This window comes from Sphingobium sp. FW305-3-2-15-F-TSA7 (genome assembly GCF_058787155.1).
The window spans coordinates 22,345-42,473 of the sequence record NZ_JBYSZM010000027.1; the positions used below are offsets into that span (position 1 = coordinate 22,345).

The 20,129-nt window shown below is 63.1% G+C and carries 22 protein-coding genes; 18 read left to right on the top strand and 4 right to left on the bottom strand.

The window, feature by feature from the left end:
- The first annotated feature begins 1 nt into the window (after position 1).
- The 3 genes from AC3WN8_RS20210 (at position 2) to AC3WN8_RS20220 (ending at position 1,588) form a co-directional block, all read left to right on the top strand.
- Positions 2 to 412 carry an ester cyclase gene (locus AC3WN8_RS20210; protein ID WP_492671279.1) on the top strand — a complete coding sequence of 137 codons (411 nt, stop codon included), beginning with the start codon at positions 2 to 4 and terminating at the stop codon, positions 410 to 412.
- Between the two features lie 62 nt (positions 413 to 474).
- Complete coding sequence (locus AC3WN8_RS20215) at positions 475 to 885, top strand: MerR family transcriptional regulator (protein WP_492671280.1); 411 nt, start codon at positions 475 to 477, stop codon at positions 883 to 885.
- Positions 875 to 1,588, top strand: coding sequence for a glutathione binding-like protein (locus AC3WN8_RS20220; protein WP_492671281.1), 714 nt, complete (start codon positions 875 to 877; stop codon positions 1,586 to 1,588). The genes AC3WN8_RS20215 and AC3WN8_RS20220 overlap by 11 nt, the downstream gene beginning before the upstream one ends.
- Here AC3WN8_RS20220 and AC3WN8_RS20225 read toward each other — a convergent pair whose 3' ends face one another.
- Both AC3WN8_RS20225 and AC3WN8_RS20230 read right to left on the bottom strand, forming a co-directional pair.
- Positions 1,589 to 2,209 carry a superoxide dismutase gene (locus AC3WN8_RS20225; protein ID WP_492671282.1) on the bottom strand — a complete coding sequence of 207 codons (621 nt, stop codon included), beginning with the start codon at positions 2,207 to 2,209 and terminating at the stop codon, positions 1,589 to 1,591.
- Between the two features lie 56 nt (positions 2,210 to 2,265).
- Complete coding sequence (locus AC3WN8_RS20230) at positions 2,266 to 2,727, bottom strand: nuclear transport factor 2 family protein (RefSeq protein WP_492671283.1); 462 nt, start codon at positions 2,725 to 2,727, stop codon at positions 2,266 to 2,268.
- Positions 2,728 to 2,958: 231 nt separating this feature from the next.
- Between AC3WN8_RS20230 and AC3WN8_RS20235 the strand changes: the two genes are divergently transcribed.
- The 4 genes from AC3WN8_RS20235 (at position 2,959) to AC3WN8_RS20250 (ending at position 6,260) form a co-directional block, all read left to right on the top strand.
- Positions 2,959 to 3,624: an EthD domain-containing protein gene (locus AC3WN8_RS20235; RefSeq protein ID WP_492671284.1), complete on the top strand. Its 666-nt coding sequence runs from the start codon at positions 2,959 to 2,961 to the stop codon at positions 3,622 to 3,624.
- Positions 3,625 to 3,821: 197 nt separating this feature from the next.
- Positions 3,822 to 4,571, top strand: coding sequence for an SDR family NAD(P)-dependent oxidoreductase (locus tag AC3WN8_RS20240; protein WP_492671285.1), 750 nt, complete (start codon positions 3,822 to 3,824; stop codon positions 4,569 to 4,571).
- Between the two features lie 31 nt (positions 4,572 to 4,602).
- Complete coding sequence (locus AC3WN8_RS20245) at positions 4,603 to 5,793, top strand: cytochrome P450 (RefSeq protein ID WP_492671286.1); 1,191 nt, start codon at positions 4,603 to 4,605, stop codon at positions 5,791 to 5,793.
- Between the two features lie 5 nt (positions 5,794 to 5,798).
- Positions 5,799 to 6,260, top strand: coding sequence for a pyridoxamine 5'-phosphate oxidase family protein (locus tag AC3WN8_RS20250; RefSeq protein ID WP_492671287.1), 462 nt, complete (start codon positions 5,799 to 5,801; stop codon positions 6,258 to 6,260).
- 3 nt (positions 6,261 to 6,263) lie between these two features.
- Here the strand turns inward: AC3WN8_RS20250 and AC3WN8_RS20255 are convergent, their stop codons facing one another.
- Positions 6,264 to 6,599 carry a DoxX family protein gene (locus AC3WN8_RS20255; protein WP_492671288.1) on the bottom strand — a complete coding sequence of 112 codons (336 nt, stop codon included), beginning with the start codon at positions 6,597 to 6,599 and terminating at the stop codon, positions 6,264 to 6,266.
- Positions 6,600 to 6,687: 88 nt separating this feature from the next.
- On the bottom strand, positions 6,688 to 7,032 hold the full coding sequence (locus AC3WN8_RS20260; RefSeq protein WP_492671289.1) for an SCP2 sterol-binding domain-containing protein: 345 nt from the start codon (positions 7,030 to 7,032) through the stop codon (positions 6,688 to 6,690).
- Between the two features lie 332 nt (positions 7,033 to 7,364).
- On the opposite strand from AC3WN8_RS20260, the gene AC3WN8_RS20265 reads away from it, so the two are divergent.
- The 11 genes from AC3WN8_RS20265 (at position 7,365) to AC3WN8_RS20315 (ending at position 20,047) form a co-directional block, all read left to right on the top strand.
- Entirely contained in the window at positions 7,365 to 8,390 is a 1,026-nt protein-coding gene (locus AC3WN8_RS20265; protein WP_492671290.1) for a 3-keto-5-aminohexanoate cleavage protein, read from the top strand.
- Positions 8,391 to 8,439: 49 nt separating this feature from the next.
- On the top strand, positions 8,440 to 9,489 hold the full coding sequence (locus AC3WN8_RS20270; protein ID WP_492671291.1) for a hypothetical protein: 1,050 nt from the start codon (positions 8,440 to 8,442) through the stop codon (positions 9,487 to 9,489).
- A 16-nt stretch (positions 9,490 to 9,505) separates the two neighbouring features.
- Positions 9,506 to 10,720, top strand: coding sequence for an acyl-CoA dehydrogenase family protein (locus AC3WN8_RS20275; protein ID WP_492671292.1), 1,215 nt, complete (start codon positions 9,506 to 9,508; stop codon positions 10,718 to 10,720).
- A gap of 88 nt (positions 10,721 to 10,808) precedes the next feature.
- On the top strand, positions 10,809 to 11,366 hold the full coding sequence (locus AC3WN8_RS20280; protein WP_492671293.1) for a carboxymuconolactone decarboxylase family protein: 558 nt from the start codon (positions 10,809 to 10,811) through the stop codon (positions 11,364 to 11,366).
- Complete coding sequence (locus tag AC3WN8_RS20285) at positions 11,363 to 12,376, top strand: ornithine cyclodeaminase family protein (protein ID WP_492671294.1); 1,014 nt, start codon at positions 11,363 to 11,365, stop codon at positions 12,374 to 12,376. The genes AC3WN8_RS20280 and AC3WN8_RS20285 overlap by 4 nt, the downstream gene beginning before the upstream one ends.
- On the top strand, positions 12,373 to 13,488 hold the full coding sequence (locus AC3WN8_RS20290) for a cupin domain-containing protein (RefSeq protein ID WP_492671295.1): 1,116 nt from the start codon (positions 12,373 to 12,375) through the stop codon (positions 13,486 to 13,488). The genes AC3WN8_RS20285 and AC3WN8_RS20290 overlap by 4 nt, the downstream gene beginning before the upstream one ends.
- A gap of 2 nt (positions 13,489 to 13,490) precedes the next feature.
- Positions 13,491 to 14,408 carry a 4-hydroxy-tetrahydrodipicolinate synthase gene (gene dapA / locus AC3WN8_RS20295; protein WP_492671296.1) on the top strand — a complete coding sequence of 306 codons (918 nt, stop codon included), beginning with the start codon at positions 13,491 to 13,493 and terminating at the stop codon, positions 14,406 to 14,408.
- Entirely contained in the window at positions 14,405 to 15,106 is a 702-nt protein-coding gene (locus AC3WN8_RS20300; RefSeq protein WP_492671297.1) for a dienelactone hydrolase family protein, read from the top strand. Before dapA ends, AC3WN8_RS20300 begins: the two co-directional genes overlap by 4 nt.
- A 45-nt stretch (positions 15,107 to 15,151) precedes the next feature.
- Complete coding sequence (locus AC3WN8_RS20305) at positions 15,152 to 16,603, top strand: NAD-dependent succinate-semialdehyde dehydrogenase (RefSeq protein WP_492671298.1); 1,452 nt, start codon at positions 15,152 to 15,154, stop codon at positions 16,601 to 16,603.
- A 127-nt stretch (positions 16,604 to 16,730) separates the two neighbouring features.
- On the top strand, positions 16,731 to 16,928 hold the full coding sequence (locus AC3WN8_RS20310; protein WP_492671299.1) for a hypothetical protein: 198 nt from the start codon (positions 16,731 to 16,733) through the stop codon (positions 16,926 to 16,928).
- Positions 16,925 to 20,047 carry a TonB-dependent receptor domain-containing protein gene (locus AC3WN8_RS20315; protein ID WP_492671300.1) on the top strand — a complete coding sequence of 1,041 codons (3,123 nt, stop codon included), beginning with the start codon at positions 16,925 to 16,927 and terminating at the stop codon, positions 20,045 to 20,047. Before AC3WN8_RS20310 ends, AC3WN8_RS20315 begins: the two co-directional genes overlap by 4 nt.
- The last annotated feature ends 82 nt before the right edge of the window (positions 20,048 to 20,129 follow it).

Here is a 20,129-nt window from a genome sequence, read left to right on the forward strand (position 1 = left end):
CATGTCAGTGACCGAGAACGCCCGCATCTTCCGCCGTTATATCGAGGAAGTCGACCCCACGTCCGATGTCGCGGCGCTGCCCGATCTGATCCATCCCGACATCGCGCTGCCCGCCGATACGATCCCCAATGGCCGGCAGGGGATAGACGGGCTGCGCGAGCATCTCGAGTTCCTGCGCGACAAGCTGAGCTACCGCTCAACGATCGAGGATATCGTCGTTCAGGAAGACAAGGTGGCGGCGCGCGTCATTGTGCGGGGCAGGCTGATCGACGATTTCATGGGGTTTCCGGCCGATGGCAGGGAATTCGCGATCGAGGAATTCCTGATCGCGCATTTCCGCGACGGGAAGATCAGCCAGATCTGGCGATTGGTCGACCTGATGTCACTGACCGCCCAATTAAAAGGCGAGTGAGTGCAGATAATGCTTGACCCTGACATTGGTGTCAGGGGCTAAAAACTGTCGCGGAGGTCGATATGAAGATCGGCGATGTGGCAAGACAGAGCGGCGCTTCGGTGCGCTCCATTCGACATTATGAGCGGGTCGGGCTGATCCGCGCGATCCGCAACGGGAATGGTTATCGCGATTTCGATAGCGATAGCGCGCAACTGGTCCGGCGTATCCGCGGGCTCATCACGCTCGGCTTCTCCACCGCGGAGATCGCCATATTCCTGCCGCAGCTGATCGGCGAGGCGTCGTTGTCGAGCGATTGCTCGGCCGTGACGGCCGCGCATCGCGCCAAGCTTCTGGAAATAGAGCGGCAGATCGCCGAGCTGGAAAGCCGCAGGCGGCAGCTTGTCGCGACTTTAGCTTCGCCTCCATCCGCATGCGTCCCGATCGCGCCGGACGCCGCATCGCCAATGAAGAGGATCGAACATGCTGAGTGACCGGACCCAATCGCAGCCCATCGCGCTCTATTATTATCCGACCGCGAACCCGAAAAAGATATCGATCATGCTCGAGGAGTGCCGTGTTCCCTACGCCGTCCATCTGATCGATATCGGCCAGGGGGACCAGTTTGCGCCGGACTTCCTGCGGATCGCGCCCAATAATCGCGTGCCGGCGATCGTCGATCCGGCGGGCCCTGACGGGCGGCCGATCTCGATCTTCGAATCCGGCGCGATCCTTCAATATCTGGGTGACAGGACCGGGCTATTCTATCCGTCCGATCCGCGCGCCCGCACGGCCGTCAACATGTGGCTGTTCTGGCAGGTCGGCGGACTCGGGCCGATGTCGGGCCAAGCGCACCACTTCGCTTTCTTCGCCCAGGAAAAACTGCCCTATGCGATCGGGCGCTATGCCGACGAAGTGCATAGGCTCTACGGCGTGATGGACGGTCGGTTGGGCGAGGCCCAGTATCTGGCGGGTGATTATTCGATCGCGGATATCGCAGCCTATCCCTGGATCGTGCATCATGACGCGCCGGGGCAGCCGGGCCTGGCCGATTTTCCCAATCTCAGGCGCTGGTTCGATGAGATTTCCGCGCGCCCGGCGGTGGTGAGAGGATGCGCGGTCGCCGCGGAAAGCCGGGGCCAGATGGACGAGACGGCGCGCGCCGTCCTGCTGGGGCAGCGCGCGCGCCGATCCTGACTATTGCTGTTGATCGGCCCGTGTAGCGCCCTGTCCGTCGAGGTTTTGAGACACGAAATCCCAGTTCACGATGTTACCGAGCACGGTTTCCGCAAATCTGGGGCGCGCATTGCGATAATCGACATAATAAGCGTGTTCCCAGACATCGAGCGTCAGTAGCGGCACTTCATCATGCGCGACCGGCGTATCGGCATCGTGATGGGATGTGATCTTCAGCGTTTCGCCGTGCAATATCAGCCAGGCCCACCCGCTTCCGAAGTGGCCGACGGCTTGCTCGACCAGCTTTTCGACGAGCTGGCCGGTCGAACCGAAGCTGGCGTCGATCAGCTGCTGCAGCTTTACCGACGGCCTAGTGCCGGGCGGCGCGAGGCAGTTCCAGAAGAAGCTGTGGTTCCAGATTTGCGCGGCATTGTTGAACAACCCCTTGTCCTGTCTGGCCTGGGCCGTGCGGATGACCTCGATCAGGCTCTGCCCCCGCAGGTCCTTCTCGTCGATCCAGCCATTGACCTTGTCGACATAGGCCTTGTGGTGTTTGCCGTGATGATAGTCGAATGTCTCCGCGGACATGTGCGGAACCAGGGCGTCCGCCGCGAAAGGAAGCGGCGGTAATATGAAAGGCATGAAATGCTCCGTGCGATTATGGTGTATCGACGCGCCTGAGGCGCCGCGGTTCGTGTTCAGCTGAAGAATTTGATGCGCTTTTCCGGGGGCGTGGCGAACTGCGTATGGTCGAAATATTCCCGGATGCGGACGATCTTTCCGGCGCGGACCTGGGCGGTCGCGCAGAAATCGATCTCGAAGATGCTGCCTTCGGCCGGCGTATTGGGATCCGATGAGAAGCCCTGGGCCACCACGCCCCGGTGGAGGAATTCGATGCAAAGGCGATCCGCGCTGCGGAAGGATTCCTTGATCTGCACCTTGGCGGCGTCGGAATGGCTTCGTGCCTGCTGGACCTTGTCGTTGAGAACGCGGATTTCATCGAGCCCGGAGAAATGCTCTCCCGTCGCCATGATCGACCATTCGCAATCCGGCGCGATGATGGAATAGAGGAGCGGCAGATCGTCGTCCGCGAAAACCTTGGTGAATTTCGCCAGCAGACCGTCGTGATCTGCGCCGTCATGGTCGCGAGCCGATGTCATAGAGTGCCTCCAATGTGTCGATGGACTCGTGATATCCGAATATAGCACGATTGGTGCTATATAAGCATTCCATGGAGTCGTGTGCAAGATTGAACGACAGTTGGGTCAAGGATTGAGCGATTATAGGACGTATAGTGCTATATATTGACGTCTGTGATCGGTTCGCTAACATGATGGCGAAGGCGGCGTCCATCTGGGGCAGCTGCTCCGCCACGATGAGGAGAGCCGGTCATGACAGGTGTCAAGGTTTTCGTTGCCCTGACTCGCAAGGATGATGTGTCCGAGCAGTATTTCCACGACCATTGGCGTCATCCGCACGCCACCTGGGGTCTCGGTATGGCAGCGCGCAAACATTATGTGCAGAGCCACAAGATTGCTACGGCGCATCTCGACCTCGCGCTGCAGCGTTATGACGGGGTTGCCGAAATCTGGTTCGAGAATGTCTCCGATGCCGGCGCCTACAATCAGGATCCGGTCTATAAGGAGAAGCTCGCGCCCGACGAACCGGGCTTTATCAGCATGCGCCATGTCCGGTTCCTCGTCGCGGATCAGGAGGTGCTGGTGTCTGGCCCGGCCGGAGAGGATCTTGGCTGGCGCGAACAGGACCGGCCGGTGACGACCAAGCTGCTCCAGTTCTTCGATCCCGCCGAGGCGGGCTGGGCGAGCGATCGCGACATCGCGCTGGGCGGGGCGGTCGGTGCTTTCCGTCATGTGCGATCCACCCCCAATCAACTGGTCCACGCCAAGGGCGCGTTCGTCTCGGGCATTCGGGAATTGTGGTGGCCGACGCTCACGGCCTTTGAGGAGGGGGTTTCGGCTGCGCCCGCGGCCTGGGCGGAGCTGACGTCGCGCCGGACTGTGGCATCGATCCTGGCCGTCGCCGAGCGGCATCTCTGACACGCTATTCGGTCGATGAACGATCAAATATAGCACTGATAGTGCTATATTTGAGTTTTTTTGATTGACTTCTGTGTCCAGGAAACCCTAGCTAGGCAGACTGTCGTATCCACGGGATTTTCGATGAAGGGCGCTTGATCGCCTCCACGCCCCAGGTGCCGCAGCATCAATCATCATGGCCTCAGGAGGGGATGATCGTGCGTTTCAAGGATCAGGTTGCCGTCATTACCGGTGGTGCGCGTGGACTCGGTTTTGCGACCGCGCAGAGGCTGGCGTCGGAAGGTGCCACCATCGCCGTACTGGATCGTGACGGCGATGGTGCAGCCAGGGCCGCGGCGCGGCTATGTGAAACCGGCGCCACGGCCTCCGCCTTCGCTGTCGATGTGGCGGACGAAGCCCAGGTGCATGGCGTGATGAAGGCGATCGTCGACGAGTTCGGTGCGATCCAGATCCTGGTCAACTGCGCCGCGATCTTCCCCTTTGTTCCGTTCGACGAGATGCCGCTGGCGGAATGGCGGCGCGTCTTTTCGGTGAATGTGGAAGGCACGCTGATCTGTTGCCAGGCGGCCTATCCGTTCATGAAGGCGCAGGGCTATGGCCGCATCATCAATTTTTCGACCGGATCTTTCTACGAAGGCACGCTGAATTTCGGCGCCTATGTGGCGAGCAAGGGAGCGGTCGTCGGGCTGACCCGTGTCATGGCCACCGAATGCGGGCCGCATGGCGTGACCGTGAATGCAATTTCGCCCGGGATCATGGCGACGGAAGGCACGATGAGCGTGCCCAACGCCGATCAGTTCCTGGCGTGGATTCAGACGGTGCAGCAGGTCAAGCGCCGCGGCGAGGCGTCCGATATCGCGGAGGCGATCGCCTATCTCGCCAGTCCCGCCGCCAGTTTCGTGACCGGCCAGACGCTCTCGATCGATGGCGGTGTCTGTTACCGGTGATGTGTTGCGTCCGAGATTCAGTGGAGTTTTTATGACCGAGCAGCCGTCCGTGACAGCCGAAGCGCAAGCGACGCCGACCTGGCATCCCTTCATTCCCATGCCGGTCGCGCATGCGCGCGCGGAACAGGCGGCCTTGCGGGCGCAATGCCCGGCGGCGGAGGTGATGCCGGGGCTGCTCTACGTGTTCGGTGCCAAAGAGGCCCGAAGGGTGCTGATGGACTATAAGAATTTCAGCAATGTCGGCAATTTCGGCGGCGATCCGAACATGCCGCCCTTTGTCACCCTGCTCGATCCGCCCGTCCATTCCGACGTCCGCAACATGCTGAACCAGGGATTCACGCGCAGCACGATCGTCGATGCGGCGCCGTGGATCGGCGAGATCGTCGATGAGCTGGTCGATGCCTTTGCCGGCCGGCGTCATGCCGATCTCGTTGCGGACTTGTCGATGCCGTTGACCGAGCGCGTGATCACCCGGCTCGTCGGCATCCCGCCCGAGGACAGCGCGATGCTTGCGGGCTGGTCGCTGGCGATCACCGCGATGCTGCCGCGGCCACGCTTCGATTCCGAGGAATGGTTTCGCATCGAGCGTTACATCGGCGAACTGCTGGCGGAGCGGGCCGCGCTCGCGGTGCAGCCCGACGACATGATCACCCGGCTGACCACGAGCAAGATCGAGGGACGCGATCTCACCACCAGGGAGATCACTGGCCATATCTGGCTGTTGTTCGTCGGCGGACTTGAAAGCACGGCCTATACTTTGTCCATCCTGCTGCACGAGCTGCTGGCGGACCGGTCGCAGTGGGAGAGCCTGCTCGCGGACCCCTCGCGCATTCCCAATGCGGTGGAGGAGGGGGTGCGCTACGCCTCGCCGCTACGCGCCGTCGAGCGCCAGATCGTTGCGGATGTCGATGTCGGCGGGTGCCCGGCGCACAAGGGGCAGATCGCGTTCATCGGCCTGGAATCGGCGAATGTGGACGAGGCGGTCTTCGGTCCCGATGCTGGTCGGTTCCGCCTGGATCGCGCCGATGCGTCGCGGCATATGGCCTTCGGCTTTGGTCGCCACACCTGTCTGGGCGCGCCGCTTGCCCGCAGCGAGATCACCACGGCGCTCCAGAAGCTGCTCCAGCGTCTGCCGGATCTCCGGCTTGCGCCGGATTTCCGTTTCGAAACCTTGCCGAGCCAATTCTCGCACATCCCCAAAAGCGTCGACGTGGTCTGGTGAGTGCCATGACTGAACCAGCCGATCCGCAGAGCCGCGTCAGTTTCACGCCGGAGATCTGCGCTCTGATCAATCGTGCACTGGAAAGCGGCAATCCATTGCTGCTTGCAGCGGTCGGCGCCGGCGGTGAGCCGCTATTGTCGTTCAGGGGATCGGCGCAGGTCTTCGACGAAGCGCGGATCGGCCTGTGGCTCCGCAACACCCAAGGCGAGACGCTGGACGCGCTTCGCCGGAATCCGAATGTGGCCATGATGTATCGATCGGCCGAGGTGCCGTTCCTGCAGTTTCGCGGCCAGGCGCGGATCGTCGAGGATGAGGCAAACCGCAATCGCGTGTTCGAGCTTTCGCCGGAACGCGAGCAGCGTGCCGATCCAGGCCGGACCGGCGTCGCGATCCTGATCGATATCCGGAAGATCGAGGGCGTTCTCGGCTTTGTCGAGGGCCGACCCAATCGCTTCACCATGGGCTGATCCTTACGCCTGGGCCAGTACCACGAACAGAAGCGCTGCGATCAGGGCGAAGCTTCCGGGGGTTTTTTTCCATTCGCGGTGGCGGACCAAAGTGGCCAGGGCGGCGAGCGTGACGGCGATGCCGCTGACGACCCCGATCGGCCGACCCGAAGGCCAGAAGAGCAGCGCGGCCGTGCTCGCGTGAACGACCGCGGTGACATAGTGAAAGCCGGCCGGATATCCCCAGCCGGCATAGGCCTTGCGCAGCGGAGACGGGCCGATGACATGGACAAGGGCGCCGATCGCAAAGGCGATGGCCAATCCATAGGCGGTGACGTGCTGGGCCGATTCGACGGTCATATCCTGATCTCCATGCGCGACGGCGGGTGCCATGCCGCGCGACGCGACGCGTCACGCGGGGCTGTCCGCGTCCCATCGGTGGTGAAGCTTACTCGCCGAAGATCTGCGCCAGCAGCATCGCCTTGCTATGGTCACCCTCGAGCGTAATGATCCCGCTGACATAGGCCTCGCCGCCGTCGAGCTCGTGATTGCCGAGGCGGACGAGCGATGCGTCGTCGACATAGACGGTGACATCGGGGGCGGGGTGCTTGCCCGCGTTGGCGGAGCCCGTGCCGTCCTTCGATTCGATCCACCAATGGCCACCCGAATCACCCTCCACGTCAAAAGCGAAGACGGTATCGATGCCTTCGGTGCGGCTGGGATCGGTTCTCAATGCCCGATCGATCTCGATCATCAGTTCGGCGGGGGTGGTGGGTCGCGATGAATCGGTCATCCGTGTGACTCTTCCTGTCTGGCCAATGCAGCAATGCGCCAACCCTATCCAACCCTCTTGGCAGGTCAAGAGGATAGTGCGAATATAGGATCAATAATGCTTTAAACGCACGATTCTGTATTGATCTCCATGGTGGATCCATGTGGACTTGCCCACTTCCGAGGCGCTGGGCGTCGGCCCCAGCGCCTGGATTCCGCTGTGTGGATGTTAGAAATCCTATATTAGCACGTATAGTGCTATATTGACACATCGCGATCGAATGCTATGGTCGCCGTCAGCCGGGCAGTGAGCTGGCCCGCTTGATCCACAACCCGTCCAAGGAGAGCGTTCCGATGTCGCGCGACTACCCAAAATCCCTCGATCTCACTCAGGACTGGAGCACGCTGCCGTCGCGCGCCGACTTGCTTGCCGCCCGTGGTGCGCGGGAGCTGGATGCGCCACCGTCGCCCGAGGTTCAGCCGCGCTGGGATATTCCCGAACTGCTCGTCGTCACGACCGCGGTCGCGGGGCGCGTGGCCCGGGAAGCGGGAACCGGTACGCCCGCCAGTTTCCCCGTCGATTTCGACGGCTTCAAGCAGGCGACGATCGAAGTGCTCGAAGCAGGCGCCTGTGGCGTGCACATCGATTTTGGCGGGCTGCCTGCGATCCAGGATTCGGGGCTCAGCGTTTCGGAAGCCTATCAGAAGCTGATTCCGGAGATTCGCGCGGCGACTGACCTGGACTGCGTTTTCGATACCAACGTGCTGCGCGGCCGGAACTTCGAAGAGAATATGTATCCGCTGACCGCCGGCCTTGCCGAGACCGTCCCGATGGCGCCGAACTTCCCGCTGCCCTGGATGGAGGCCGTCGCCCAGGTGGTGAAGCGGCAAAAGGCGCGGCTGTTCTTCTCGATCCACTCGACCGCCGAGGTCGATCTGGCGAACCGCCTCATCTTCCAGAAGGGGCTGTGCGAGCGCCCGGCCTGCTGGCTAATCCTGATCGGCTATCAATATGACGACGCGACCGACCGGCTCGCGACCTATCTGGCGCATCCCAAGGCGATGCTGACGGAATTGATGCAGGTCGTCGACCGCATCAGGGAAATCGACCCGGACGGCTTCATCCAGGTGTGCGCGGCGGGGCGGGCCGGTCATTATCTCGCGACGGCGGCGATCATGATGGGGCTGCATGTGCGCGTCGGCACCGAGGATACCGTCTATCGCTTTCCGCATCGGGACGAACTGGTCGAAGGCAATCGCGAGATGGTCGAGCGCGTCGCCCAGACTGCCAAGGTGTTGGGGCGTCGCCTCGCCACGCCGGCGGAATTCCGCGCCATGATCGGACTCGCGGCGCCTCAGCCGGCGTCCGTCGCCGCCTGAACCGGGCCGGCACGTCGATATCGCAAGCGCAGATCCTTGGAGACAGCAAATGGCTGATGCCGACCCGTCCAAACCCCATGGTCCGCCGCCGGGTCTTCACCTCTACACGCGTGAGGGCTTTGTTGGCAGCATGTGCGTCGCGATCCGGCCGCATACGATCTACGAATATCTGACGGTGGATGGCGTCCACGCGCCCAAGCGGCTCAATATTGCCGACATCGTCGCGGCCGATCGCGACGATCCTTGGGCGCTGCCGATACCGATCGCCTCCAACCGGCAGGGCGTCACGCTCAGCATCTCCGCACGTAGCGCGGGCATGCCCTATGCGTTTCGCAACACCGAATGCGATGAGATCCATTTCATTCAGCAGGGCGAAATGGAGTTCGTCACCGATTTCGGCGTGCTCCGCGCGACCGCCGGCGATTTCGTCGCACTCGGTCGCGCGGTCACGTACCGGGTGCGACCGATCACGCCGTCGAGCCTGCGGATCATATTGGAATCGCCGGAGATGCTGACGCTCAATCCGCCGGCACCCTTTGGCATGGTCAATTATGGCCGTGATCTGAAGCGCCCGGTGGTCGAAGACCTGCCCGATGAAGAGAGCGATCTCTGGCTGAAGTCGTTCGACGGCGTCACCCGGTTCCGCGTGCCGCACAATCCGCTGTCCTGCACCGCCATCGTCGATGGCACGGCACCGGTATGGAAGCTGAACCTGAAATCCGTGTCGCCGCTCGCCTATCCGAATTCCGGCGGGCCGCCCGCGCAATTCTGCCAGACACCATCTGCGGACGTGCTGCTGTACACGCTGAGCGCGCGTCCACCGGCGGTGCGACCGCCCCAGCATCACAACGCCGATTATGACGAGTTGATCTTCTACTTCGAAGGCCCGGGTCACTACGGCGAAATGAACACGCCGGGAGACATGATCTGGACTCCGAAGGGCGTCACCCATTGGGGTCCGCTGGAGGATGTTCCCGAGCGCTATTGGGCATGGTTGCTGGAAACGCGCGGCACGATGCGCCTGAGCGAAGCGGCGCTTGCCTGCGCTGCGGCGATGGAAACCGGAAATTTCGGCCCTCAAGCCGCGGTTCCGGCATGAGAGAGGATATGAGCCAATGAATTCGCTCCCCCTGCGCAATGCACCCGGCGCGGCCCCAGGCATCGCCGAAATGCTGGCGGCGACGCGCGCATTGGTGCCGCAACTCAAGGCCAGCGCCGCACGGATCGAGCAGGAGAGGGCGGTCCCCGCCGACATCATCGATGCCATCCGCGAGATCGGGCTGTTCCGCCTGCTGCAGCCGCGCATGTTCGGGGGGCTCGAAATGGGCTTTTCCGACTTCGTTCGCATCAATCTGGAGCTGGGGCGCGGCTGTGCCAGCACCGCATGGTGCGCATCGATCGCGATGATCCACAATTGGCTGGTGGCGCTGTATCCGCGCGAAGCACAGGAAGAGGTGTGGCACGATCCCGGCGCACTCGTCTGCGGTGCCTATGCTCCCAACGGCTCGTGCGAGCGCGTATCGGGCGGCTTCAGGGTGGCGGGGCGCTGGTCCTTTGCCAGCAATTGCGACAATTCGTCATGGGCAGTCATCTGCACGATGCTGCCGCCCGCGTCGGAAGGCGCGCCGCCGACACAGGCCTGGTGCCTGGTGCCGCAGGCGGATTATGTGATCGAGGATACGTGGTTCTCGGCCGGGATGGCCGGGACCGGCAGCAAGACGGTGGTGATCGAGGCGGCGGTGTTCGTGCCCGAGCATCGGATATTGCCCGTCGCCGTCATCAATTCCGGCGATGCACCAGGAAGCCGGCTCCACGACAATCCGCTCTACCGATTGTCCTTCACGGGCGCCGCGCCGTTCACCCTGTCGTCGGTGCCGGTCGGCGCGGCGGCCGGGGCGCTCGAGGACTTCACGGACATGGCGCGAACGAAGATGGCGAGCCAGCCCGGCGGGCGGCCGCGTCCCATGGCGGAGCTGCCCCATGTCCAGCTTGCCATCGCCGATGCGTCGGCGGCGACGGAGGCATGCGCGCTGCTGCTGCTGCGCGATACCGGGGCGATGGACGAGATGCTCGGCCGGGGCGTGCTGCCCGGCATCGACGAGCGGATGGTGTATCGGCGCGACCATGCATTCGCGGCGACGCAATCGGCGCGCGCCTGCACCATCCTGTTCGAGGCATTGGGCGCGAATGGCGGCGATCTCGGCAATGCGATCCAGCGTGCCTGGCGCGACACCAATGTGGCGGCACGCCACATCAGCCTCGCTTGGTCCTCCACCGGCAGCATGTTCGGCCGTCACCGGCTGGGGCTGGCGCCTGGCGGGACCTTCTAGTCGATTTGTGCGATAATAGAACGTATATTGCTATATTGACACGATTTGAGCTTTTATCGCATCCTGCATCTCTGATTGGAGTGGATGAATGTCCGGCCTGCGCCGCATCGAGTTTGACGACCTGCCGACCGAAATCGCTGCCCGGCTTGCACCGCGCGTCGAGCGGCTCGGTTATCTCGGGGAATTCTTCAAATGCACGGCGCATCAGCCGGCGGCGCTGATCGCGTTCATCGATTTCACCGAAGCGAGCAAAAGCGGCCTGCCCGAGCGGCTGATCGAAGTGATTGCGCTGACCTGTGCGGGCTGGATGGGCAGCGATTACGAACGCCATCAGCATGAACGGCTGTGCACCAAGCTCGGCTTCGGCGAAGCCTGGGTGCGCGAGGTCAATCGGCGCACGCCCGACGCTGCGGGGCTGCTCGACGACGACGAACGGCTCGTGCAGCGGCTGGTGCTCGCGATCCTCGAGACCAAGGGGGCAGGCGCCGGGGATTTGTTCGAAGCGGCCGTCGCCTGGCTGGGTCAGTCGTCCGCGGTCGCCATTCTGATGGTGACGGGGCGTTATGTGGTGCACGCGCTGATCGTGAACAGCCTGGCGCTTGCGCCCCCTGTTCCCTCGATCTTCGACGACGGGGCCCAGGCATGACGGTCCGTGCGCCGCTATGGCTGAGCGAAGCCGATGTCGTCGCGCTCATGGATCTGCGCGAGGCGATCGACGCGCTCGAGGCCGGGCTGCGGCTGCAGGCCGGCGGGGCCGCCGCCAATATGAGCAAGACCCATGTGAGCTGGGGGAACGGCAACACGCTTCACGCCATTGGCGCGGCATTCGACGGAGCCGGCATCGTCGGCACCAAGAGCTGGGCGCATACCGAGGGTGGCGCGACACCGCTGCTGCTGATGTGGAGCGCCGAGACCGGTGCACTATTGGCGATCATCGAGGCCTTTGCGCTCGGGCAGATGCGCACGGGCGCCATGTCGGGCGTTGCGACGCGCTGGATGTCGGCGCCCGACGCCGATTGCCTGGCCCTGTTCGGCACCGGCAAGCAGGCGCTTGCCCAGCTTGCCGCCGTCGCCGCGGTCCGGACGCTGCGGACGGTGCGGATATGGGGCCGTGACCAGGCGAAGCGCGCGAAACTCTGCGAGGCGGCGGCGAGGCTCGGTTACGGCTTTGCGATCGAGACGCCCGATACGGTGCAACAGGCGGCCGATGGCGCGTCGATCCTGACCCTGGCGACACGTGCGCGCGAACCGTTCCTGACCGGCGCGGAGGTGTCCGCAGGCGCCCATATCAACGCGATCGGCGCGATCACGCCGGAGCGTGAGGAATTCACGCAGGACATTCTCGGCCGCGCCGATCTGGTCGCCGCCGACGAACCGGTCGCCGCGCGCAGGCTGTCGCGCGAATTCGGCCGGTTCTTCGGCCAGTCGGATGCGGCCTGGGCCAGGCTTCTGTCGATCGGCGAGATCGTTGCGAACGTGTCGATGCGTCCGCCCGGCAGGGATCTTTCGGTCTTCAAGGCGATGGGCATGGGCGTCTCGGATCTGGCGCTGGGCATCGAAATCCACCGGCGCGCGATCGCGAACAATATCGGCCGCGCATTCGATCATCCGCGCAGGGCATCCGCGCGACTGGGCAATACAGGGGAAGTATCATGACCGATTACAAGCTTGCATTCGGGCCCGCCGAAGCGTCATTCACGGATCGGAGCGGCTGCCTGCCACCGGCCAATGAGCCCTGGGCGCCGGTTACGATCACCAAGGAGCAGATTGACGCGGAAATCGAGCGGCTGGCATCGCTGCCGGCGCCTGCGGATGGCCGTCGCCAATCCGTCATCGTCCATCCCAATGCGCTGCCCTGGGCGGCCGGGTTGGCGCCGGGCATCCAGGTGACATTGTGCGTGCTGAAGCCGGGGGAACGCACGCGGCCCTTTCGCCACAACGCAACCGACGTGAATTTCTGCATCCGGGGCAGCGGCCATGCGCTGGCCGGCGGGCGCGAGATCGGGTTCGGCCAGTTCGACGTCTGGAACACGCCGTCCTTCACCACCCAATATCGCGTCAATGACGGCAACGACCTCCAGGTGTGCCTGCATTATTCCAACGCATCGCTGCTGCAGTTCATGCAGGTCTATATCTGCGAAGACGATCCCGCGCCTGCGCCGGAGGCAGCGGAAGAGGATGCGCATGCCAGCGACGATCCGCGCCGGAAAAGTCCGTTCGGATCGTTCGAGCTCGGCGACGGCGCGATGCTGATGCCCTATGAACTGCTCATCAATCCGCCGCCGGTGCGCTCGCTCGCGCTCTATTGGCCATGGGAAAAAGTGCGCGCCGAACTCAAGAAACTCGAGGATCTCGGACAGGATTATGTGGGGCGTCGGCTTTACCTGCTCTACAACCCGATGACGGGCCGGACCAACGGCACCACGCCCAATTTCTTCGCCACGATCACGATCCGGCCGCCGAATATCGTCGATCGCCCGCACCGGCACGTCTCTGCCGCGATCAACTATTATTTCCATGGCACGGGGCGCAGCTCGGTCGCGGGCAATGTCTATGAATGGAAGGCGGGCGACCTGATGCTGTCAGCGCCGGGCTGGGCCGTCCACAATCACGCATCCTATGGCGAGCCGGTCTACGAACTCACCATCCAGGATCAGCCGCTCAACATCGCGATGGAATCGCTGCTCTGGCAGGAAAGCATGAAGGCTCCGCCAGCGCTGCTGGGCGCGCAGACCGGATTTCAGACCAATCGCGGCACGGGACGCTGATCATGATCGACCTCGAACAGGATTTTCTCCGCGGATCCTATCCGCCCGTCATCACGCCGTTCCTGGAGGATGGCCGCGTCGATTATGCGACCTATGAGCGGCTTGTCGATTTCCAGATCGGCCAGGGCAGTCACGGGATCGTCGTCAACGGCACGTCAGCCGAACCCAGCGTATTGACCGTGGAGGAACGGCAGGCGCTGCTCGAAGCCGCGTTGCGGGTATCGAGCGGCCGGGTGCCGGTCATGGCGGCCACCGGCTCGCAAAGCTTCGCGGAGACCGCCGCCCTGACGGATCATGCAGCGAAATCGGGCGCCGATGCACTGCTGGTCGTCACGCCCTATTATGTCCGTCCGCCACAGCGCGGACTGGTCGCCTATTATCAGGAGCTTGGCCGACGCAGCGATGTGCCGATGCTGATGTATCACATTCCGGGGCGTGCCTCGGTCAGTGTCACGCTCGATACGCTCGCCCGGATCGTCGACACCGTCCCGCATTTCGTCGGCATGAAACATGCCAGCTTCGAACTGACGATCGTCACTGAGGCGCTTGCCCGTTTCGGTCCGGAGTTCCGGATCTTCGTCGGGCTCGAGGAACTGAGTTTCCCGATGCTGACGATCGGTGCGTGCGGCATGGTGAATGCGGTCAGCAATATCGCGCCGAAGCCGGTGATCGCCCTGTACGACGCGGTGGCGCGGGGCGATCTGGCCGCGGCGCGCAAATGCCATTTCGATCTGTTCGATCTCAACCTGGCCGTCTTTTTCGACACCAATCCGATCGCGATCAAATATATGGCGAAGCGGCTTGGCCTCCTTCCCGGCAATCATCATCGGCTGCCGTTGCTGCCCGCCACCACGGAGGTCGAGGCGCGGCTCGATGCGGTGATGAAGACAGCCGGGTTGCTGACGGATCAGGCGGCATGACCGGATCGATCGAACGCGGGTCGTTGAGCGTCGACATGCCCGACGGCGTCTTCTCCGCCTATGTCAGCAGGCCCGCGACGATATCGGCACCATGTCCGGCGGTGATCGTGTTCCAGGAGATTTTCGGCGTGAACGATTTCGTGCGCGGCGTCTGCGATCGGCTTGCCGCCCATGGCATGATCGCGACCGCGCCGGACATTTTCTGGCGACAGGAGCCCGGCGTCGAACTCGCCGAAGACGAGCGGGAGCGTGCGATGGCGCTGATGCAGGGGCTCGATCAGGCGAGGGCGGTCGACGATGCGCAGGCGTTGCTCGATGAACTGCGATCGCGTCCCGATTGCAACGGGAAGGTCGGCGCCGTCGGATATTGCCTGGGCGGCAAGCTTGCCTATCTCGCGGCCATCCATACCGCGATCGACGCGGCGGTGTCCTATTACGGCGTGGGCATCCACGGGGCCCTGGATGAGGCCTGGGGCATCGGTGTGCCTTTGCTGCTCCATCAGGCGCGCGAGGATGTGCTCTGCCCGCCCGCGGCGCAGGCCGAGATCGCGGCAGCCATGGATGGTAACGCACTGGTCACCATCGCGACCCATGATGCCGGTCATGCGTTCGCGCGAACCGGGAGCCCCGTTTTTGTCGAGAGGTGTGCGCGGATTGCCGACGCACGAACGCTGAAATTCCTGGCCGAACATCTCTGAATCCCAGACCCGGCGTGATTGCGCCGCCATCGAAAGCGCTGAACAATGTCCTTGAAGAAGGAAGCCGCCTTCATTGGCGGAGCATGGCTGTCGGCCGGCGATGGGCCGTCCATTCCGGTGCAAAACCCGGCGACGGGCGAGGAAATCGGCCGGGTACCCAGTCTCGATCGCGCGGCGACCCGGCATGCCATCGCGGTCGCAGCCGATGCGCAGGCGATGTGGCGCACCTGGACGGGCAAGGAACGCGCCGCCGTTCTGCGATCATGGTTCGATCGCATCGTCACGCACCGAGACGCTCTGGCCGAACTGCTGACCGAAGAGCAGGGCAAGCCCATCCGCGAGGCGCGGAGCGAGATCGATTATGCCGCCGGCTTCATCGAATGGTTCGCGGAAGAGGCGAAGCGGATCGACGGGAGCATCGTTCCGGGCCATCAACGCGACAAGCGCATCCTGGTCCTCAAGCAACCGGTGGGTGTGGTCGCAGCGATCACGCCATGGAATTTCCCATCGGCGATGGTCACGCGCAAGCTCGGCCCGGCACTGGCGGCGGGGTGCAGCGTCGTTCTGAAGCCGGCAAGCCAGACGCCCTTCTCCGCGCTGGCGCTGGCCGCACTGGCGCAGCAAGCGGGCGTTCCCGACGGGCTGATCAACGTCGTCACCGGAACGCCCGGTGAAATCGGGGCGGAACTGACCGAGAATCTCACCGTCCGCAAACTCACTTTCACCGGATCGACCGAAGTCGGCAAAAGACTGATCGTGGCGACCGCGGGCAGCGTGAAGCGCCTGTCGCTCGAACTGGGCGGCAATGCGCCCTTCATCGTGTTTCCGGACGCGGATCTCGATGCCGCGATCGAAGGCGCGCTGCAGAGCAAGTTCCGCAATGCGGGGCAGACCTGTGTCTGTTCGAACCGCCTGCTCGTGCATGACGAGATTTACGATGCGTTCGCGCGGCGGCTCGTCGAACGGGTGAGGCAATTCCGGATTGGTGAGGGGCAGGCGGAAGAAACCGAGATCGGCCCGTTGATCGACGCCGCGGCGGTGACCAAGGTCCAGTCGCATGTCGCGGATGCGGTCGCGCGGGGCGCCCGGCTGCTTTGCGGCGGAGAGAGCAGCCCGCTGGGCGCGAATTATTTTACGCCCACGGTCGTCGGCGATGTGACCGATGCCATGTTGCTGTCGCAGGAGGAGACGTTTGGACCGGTGGCGCCGCTGATGCGCTTCAGCTCCGAGGAAGAGGTCATCGGGTTCGCCAACGCGACCGAGTTCGGGCTGGCGAGCTATATCTACACCAACGACGTCAATCGCCTGTTCCGCGTTGCCGAAGCTCTGGAGTTCGGCATCGTTGGCGCCAATACCGGTCTGATCTCGACCGAGGTCGCGCCGTTCGGCGGCGTCAAGCAATCGGGCTATGGCCGCGAAGGGTCGCGCCACGGCATCGATGACTATCTCAACATCAAATATCTGTGTCTGGGAATGGCCTCGCCGATCCAGGGGTGACGGCGGGGCTGCCCGCATGACGCGGTCACCTTCGGCTCGGCCCGGCGCCGTCTGACCTCAATGGCGACTCGCCCCGAGGGCGGGGCTGGTGCCGTCAGCCGGCCGATCCGGCGGGCGACAGCATCCGGTGGCGGAATTGCTCAATGCCGCATCGCCCGCCCGCGCGGCCGTCATTCGTGGCGGCGCAATCGGCGTATGCCTGCACTTTCCTCTCGAAGCGCCGGGCGCCGACGATAGCGGCTTTTTGTTTGCGCTTGACATTAACATTATAACGGTAATGATATTTGAAAATCATACCGCAAAGAAATGGGGGGACGATCGATGACCGATGAAAACAGAAATGGCCGTGGACTGGGTGGCGCGCGCGCCGAATTCGCGAAGGCGGATCGGCAGCGCAGGGGGAGATGGTTCGCCGGATCCTCGATCGCCGCGGCGGTCATGTCGCTGGTTATTTCCCCGGCCGCCTATGCGCAGGCCGACGCTTCAAGCCCGGCCAGGGACGATGCGGGCATCGGCAATGTCGATGACGGCGCCGTCTCCGACGCGGATATCGTGATCACCGGTACGCGGCTGTCGACATTGAGGAACGCCCCGAACCCGGTTCAATCGCTGGACGCCAAGGAGATTTCGCAGACCGGGCGGACGACCGCGCTGGAGATCCTGCGGCTGATGCCGCAGACCAACAACAATATCGGCGGCAACACCACGTCCAACTATGTGAACGGTGCCGGGCTCAATATTGTCGACCTGCGCGGCATGGGGCCATATCGGACGCTGACCCTGGTCAATGGACGTCGGCAGATCGGCAGCATGGGCGGACTCGGCAATTCCGGCCTGACCTCTCAGGTCGATATCAATCGCATCCCCGTCGCGCTGATCGAGCGGGTCGATGTGGTGACGGGCGGAACCTCCGCGCAATATGGCGCGGATGCCGTTGCCGGCGTGGTGAACTTCATTCTGAAGGACCGGTTCGAAGGCGTCGATATCAGCGCCACGCAAAGGCTGACGCAGGATGGCGGCGGCAGTTCAACCTCTGTGAACGCGGTGTTCGGCGCGAAGTTCGCTGAGAATAGGGGGCATATCGTCGTCGCCGCATCCTTCGATCGCACCTCTCCCATCTATGCGAGCCAGCGCGACTTCGCGATGCGCAACATCTCGCTGCTCAACAATCCCGCCAATGGCGGCCCCGCCGACGGTATCCCCAATCGCGTGTCTGTCTGCTGCACGCTTTCGTCGACCACGCCGGCCTCGGGAACCGGCCTGATCCTGACGCCGATCGGATCGGCCAATCCCTTCACATTGACCTTCAGCCCCGATGGATCGCATCTGATTCCGTTCAACCGCGGAACCCAGCTCAACATATCCTCGGATCCGCGCGATCCGAGCAGGACCGGCGATACGGTTTCGGTCGGCGGCGACGGTATCAATTTCTCGATACCGCGGGTTCTCCAGACCCCGTATCGGCGCCTCAACGGCTATATGGTCGCCGACTATCTGGTTTCCGACAGGATCGGCATCTTCGATGATATCACCGCCTTCACCGAGATGAGCTATTCCGAGACCCAGGTGAAATATGACAGCGCCGCCTATTCGAACGGCACCAACCTCGCCAATCCGGCGTTCGGCGCGCTGACGATCCAGGCGGACAACCCCTATGTCCCGGCGGACCTGCGGCAGTTGCTGGCCGCGAACGGCCTGCAATCCTTCCAGATCGCCAGGGCGAACTGGATCGATCAGCCATCCTATCAGCAATTCGCGCTCTACCGCGTGTTCCAGGGAGTCTGGGGCCTCAAGGCGAAGATCGGATCCTGGAACGTCAGAGGATCGGTCGGCTACGGCCATAACGACACGACATATCGGCACACCCGCCGATTGTTCAACAATTTCAACCAGCAGGTCGATGCCGTCATGCTCGACGGAAACATCGTCTGCAGAGACCCGGGCGCGCGCGCGGCCGGCTGCGTTCCCCTCAACGTCCTGGGGGCGGGGCTGAACCTCGCTTCGGCCTATAGCTATTCGCGCGGCGACTATGCCGAGAGCAATATTGCGGACCAATATATCGCGACGGTCGATGCCACCGGCGATCTGTTCAGCTATCGCGTACCTTTCTCCGACGTCTCCGCGCCGATCTCGGTGGCGGTGGGTCTGGAATATCGCAAGGAATCGAGCGTTTCGACGCCGAACGACCTTGCCAGGTCGGGCATAACTGCCATCGTCGTCGATCCGTTCTCCGGCTCCTTCAACACCAAGGAAGCCTATATCGAGACGAATATTCCGCTGCTGCGCGATCTGTCGTTCGCGCAATCGCTCGATCTCAACCTCGCGGCCAGGCTTCAGAAATATTCGACGACGGGGACCTCGGTGACCTGGAATGCGCGTGCCGTCTGGGTCGTGAACGACAGCGTCCGTTTCCGCGGCGGCTTTGCGCGGTCCATTCGCGCGCCTTCGATCGACGAATTGTTCGCGATCGGCGTCGACAGCCGCGAATCGGTGCCCGATCCCTGCGATTACCGCAACATTCCCGGCGCGGCCGATCCCGCGGTCAGGCGGCAGAATTGCGCCGCCGCCGGCGTCCCCGCGAATTTCGATTCGAGCTCGTCCCTGCCTTCGATTGTTCGGGGCGGCAATCCGGACCTGAAGCCGGAGGTCGCGAACAGCTTTACCGCGGGCCTGGTCTTCTCGCCGCAGTTCATGCGCGGCCTCTCCCTGACCGCGGATTATTACAAGATCCGGATCAAGGACGGGATCCAGAGCTATGGACTGCCCGTGGCGAACATTCTGTCGGATTGTTACGACACGCCGGGCGGGAGCTCGCCATATTGCAAGTTCCTGACCCGGGCGCCCAATGGCGAGATCCAGCGCGTGTTCGCCAATGCCGCAAATGCGGCGAAGGAGCGCGTCGAAGGGATCGACGTCAATCTGAGCTACCCGCTAGCCCTGGATAATATCGGTATCGACAATGGCGGCACCTTGAGCCTGGCGGTCGCCGGAACCTATCTGCTGAAGAACGAAACCTCCATTTTTCCGACGGATCCGTCTTTCGACGTCTATCGCGCCGGAGTGGTCGGTTTCCCGAGAGTGAAGGGCTATGTCCAGGCGGGTTATACGCTGGGCGGAGTCACATTGACCTGGGCCGCGCAATATATCGGAAAATCCAAGGCATTTTCCGACAAATATAATCCGGAACCCGAATATGCCGATTTCGACCGGATCGGTGCGGTCTGGTACCATGATGTCTCGCTGGCGGTATCGACCCATGGTTTCCGCTTCGTCGCGGGCATCAACAATCTGCTCGATCGCGATCCGCCGCGCCTGCCGTTCCTCTATCAGGGGCTGGGCGGATCGACCGCCGGCGCGAACAACAATCCGAGCCTGACCGACAGCGGTAGCCAGTATCGCAATCAGGGCCGGACCTTCTTCCTGACGGTCGGCAAGACGTTTTAGGACATTAAAAAGCCCGTCCTCACGAAAGCGGAGGCGGGCTACAGGCTATCGGCCGACCTTCTTTCTCGTCGTTACGGCAAAA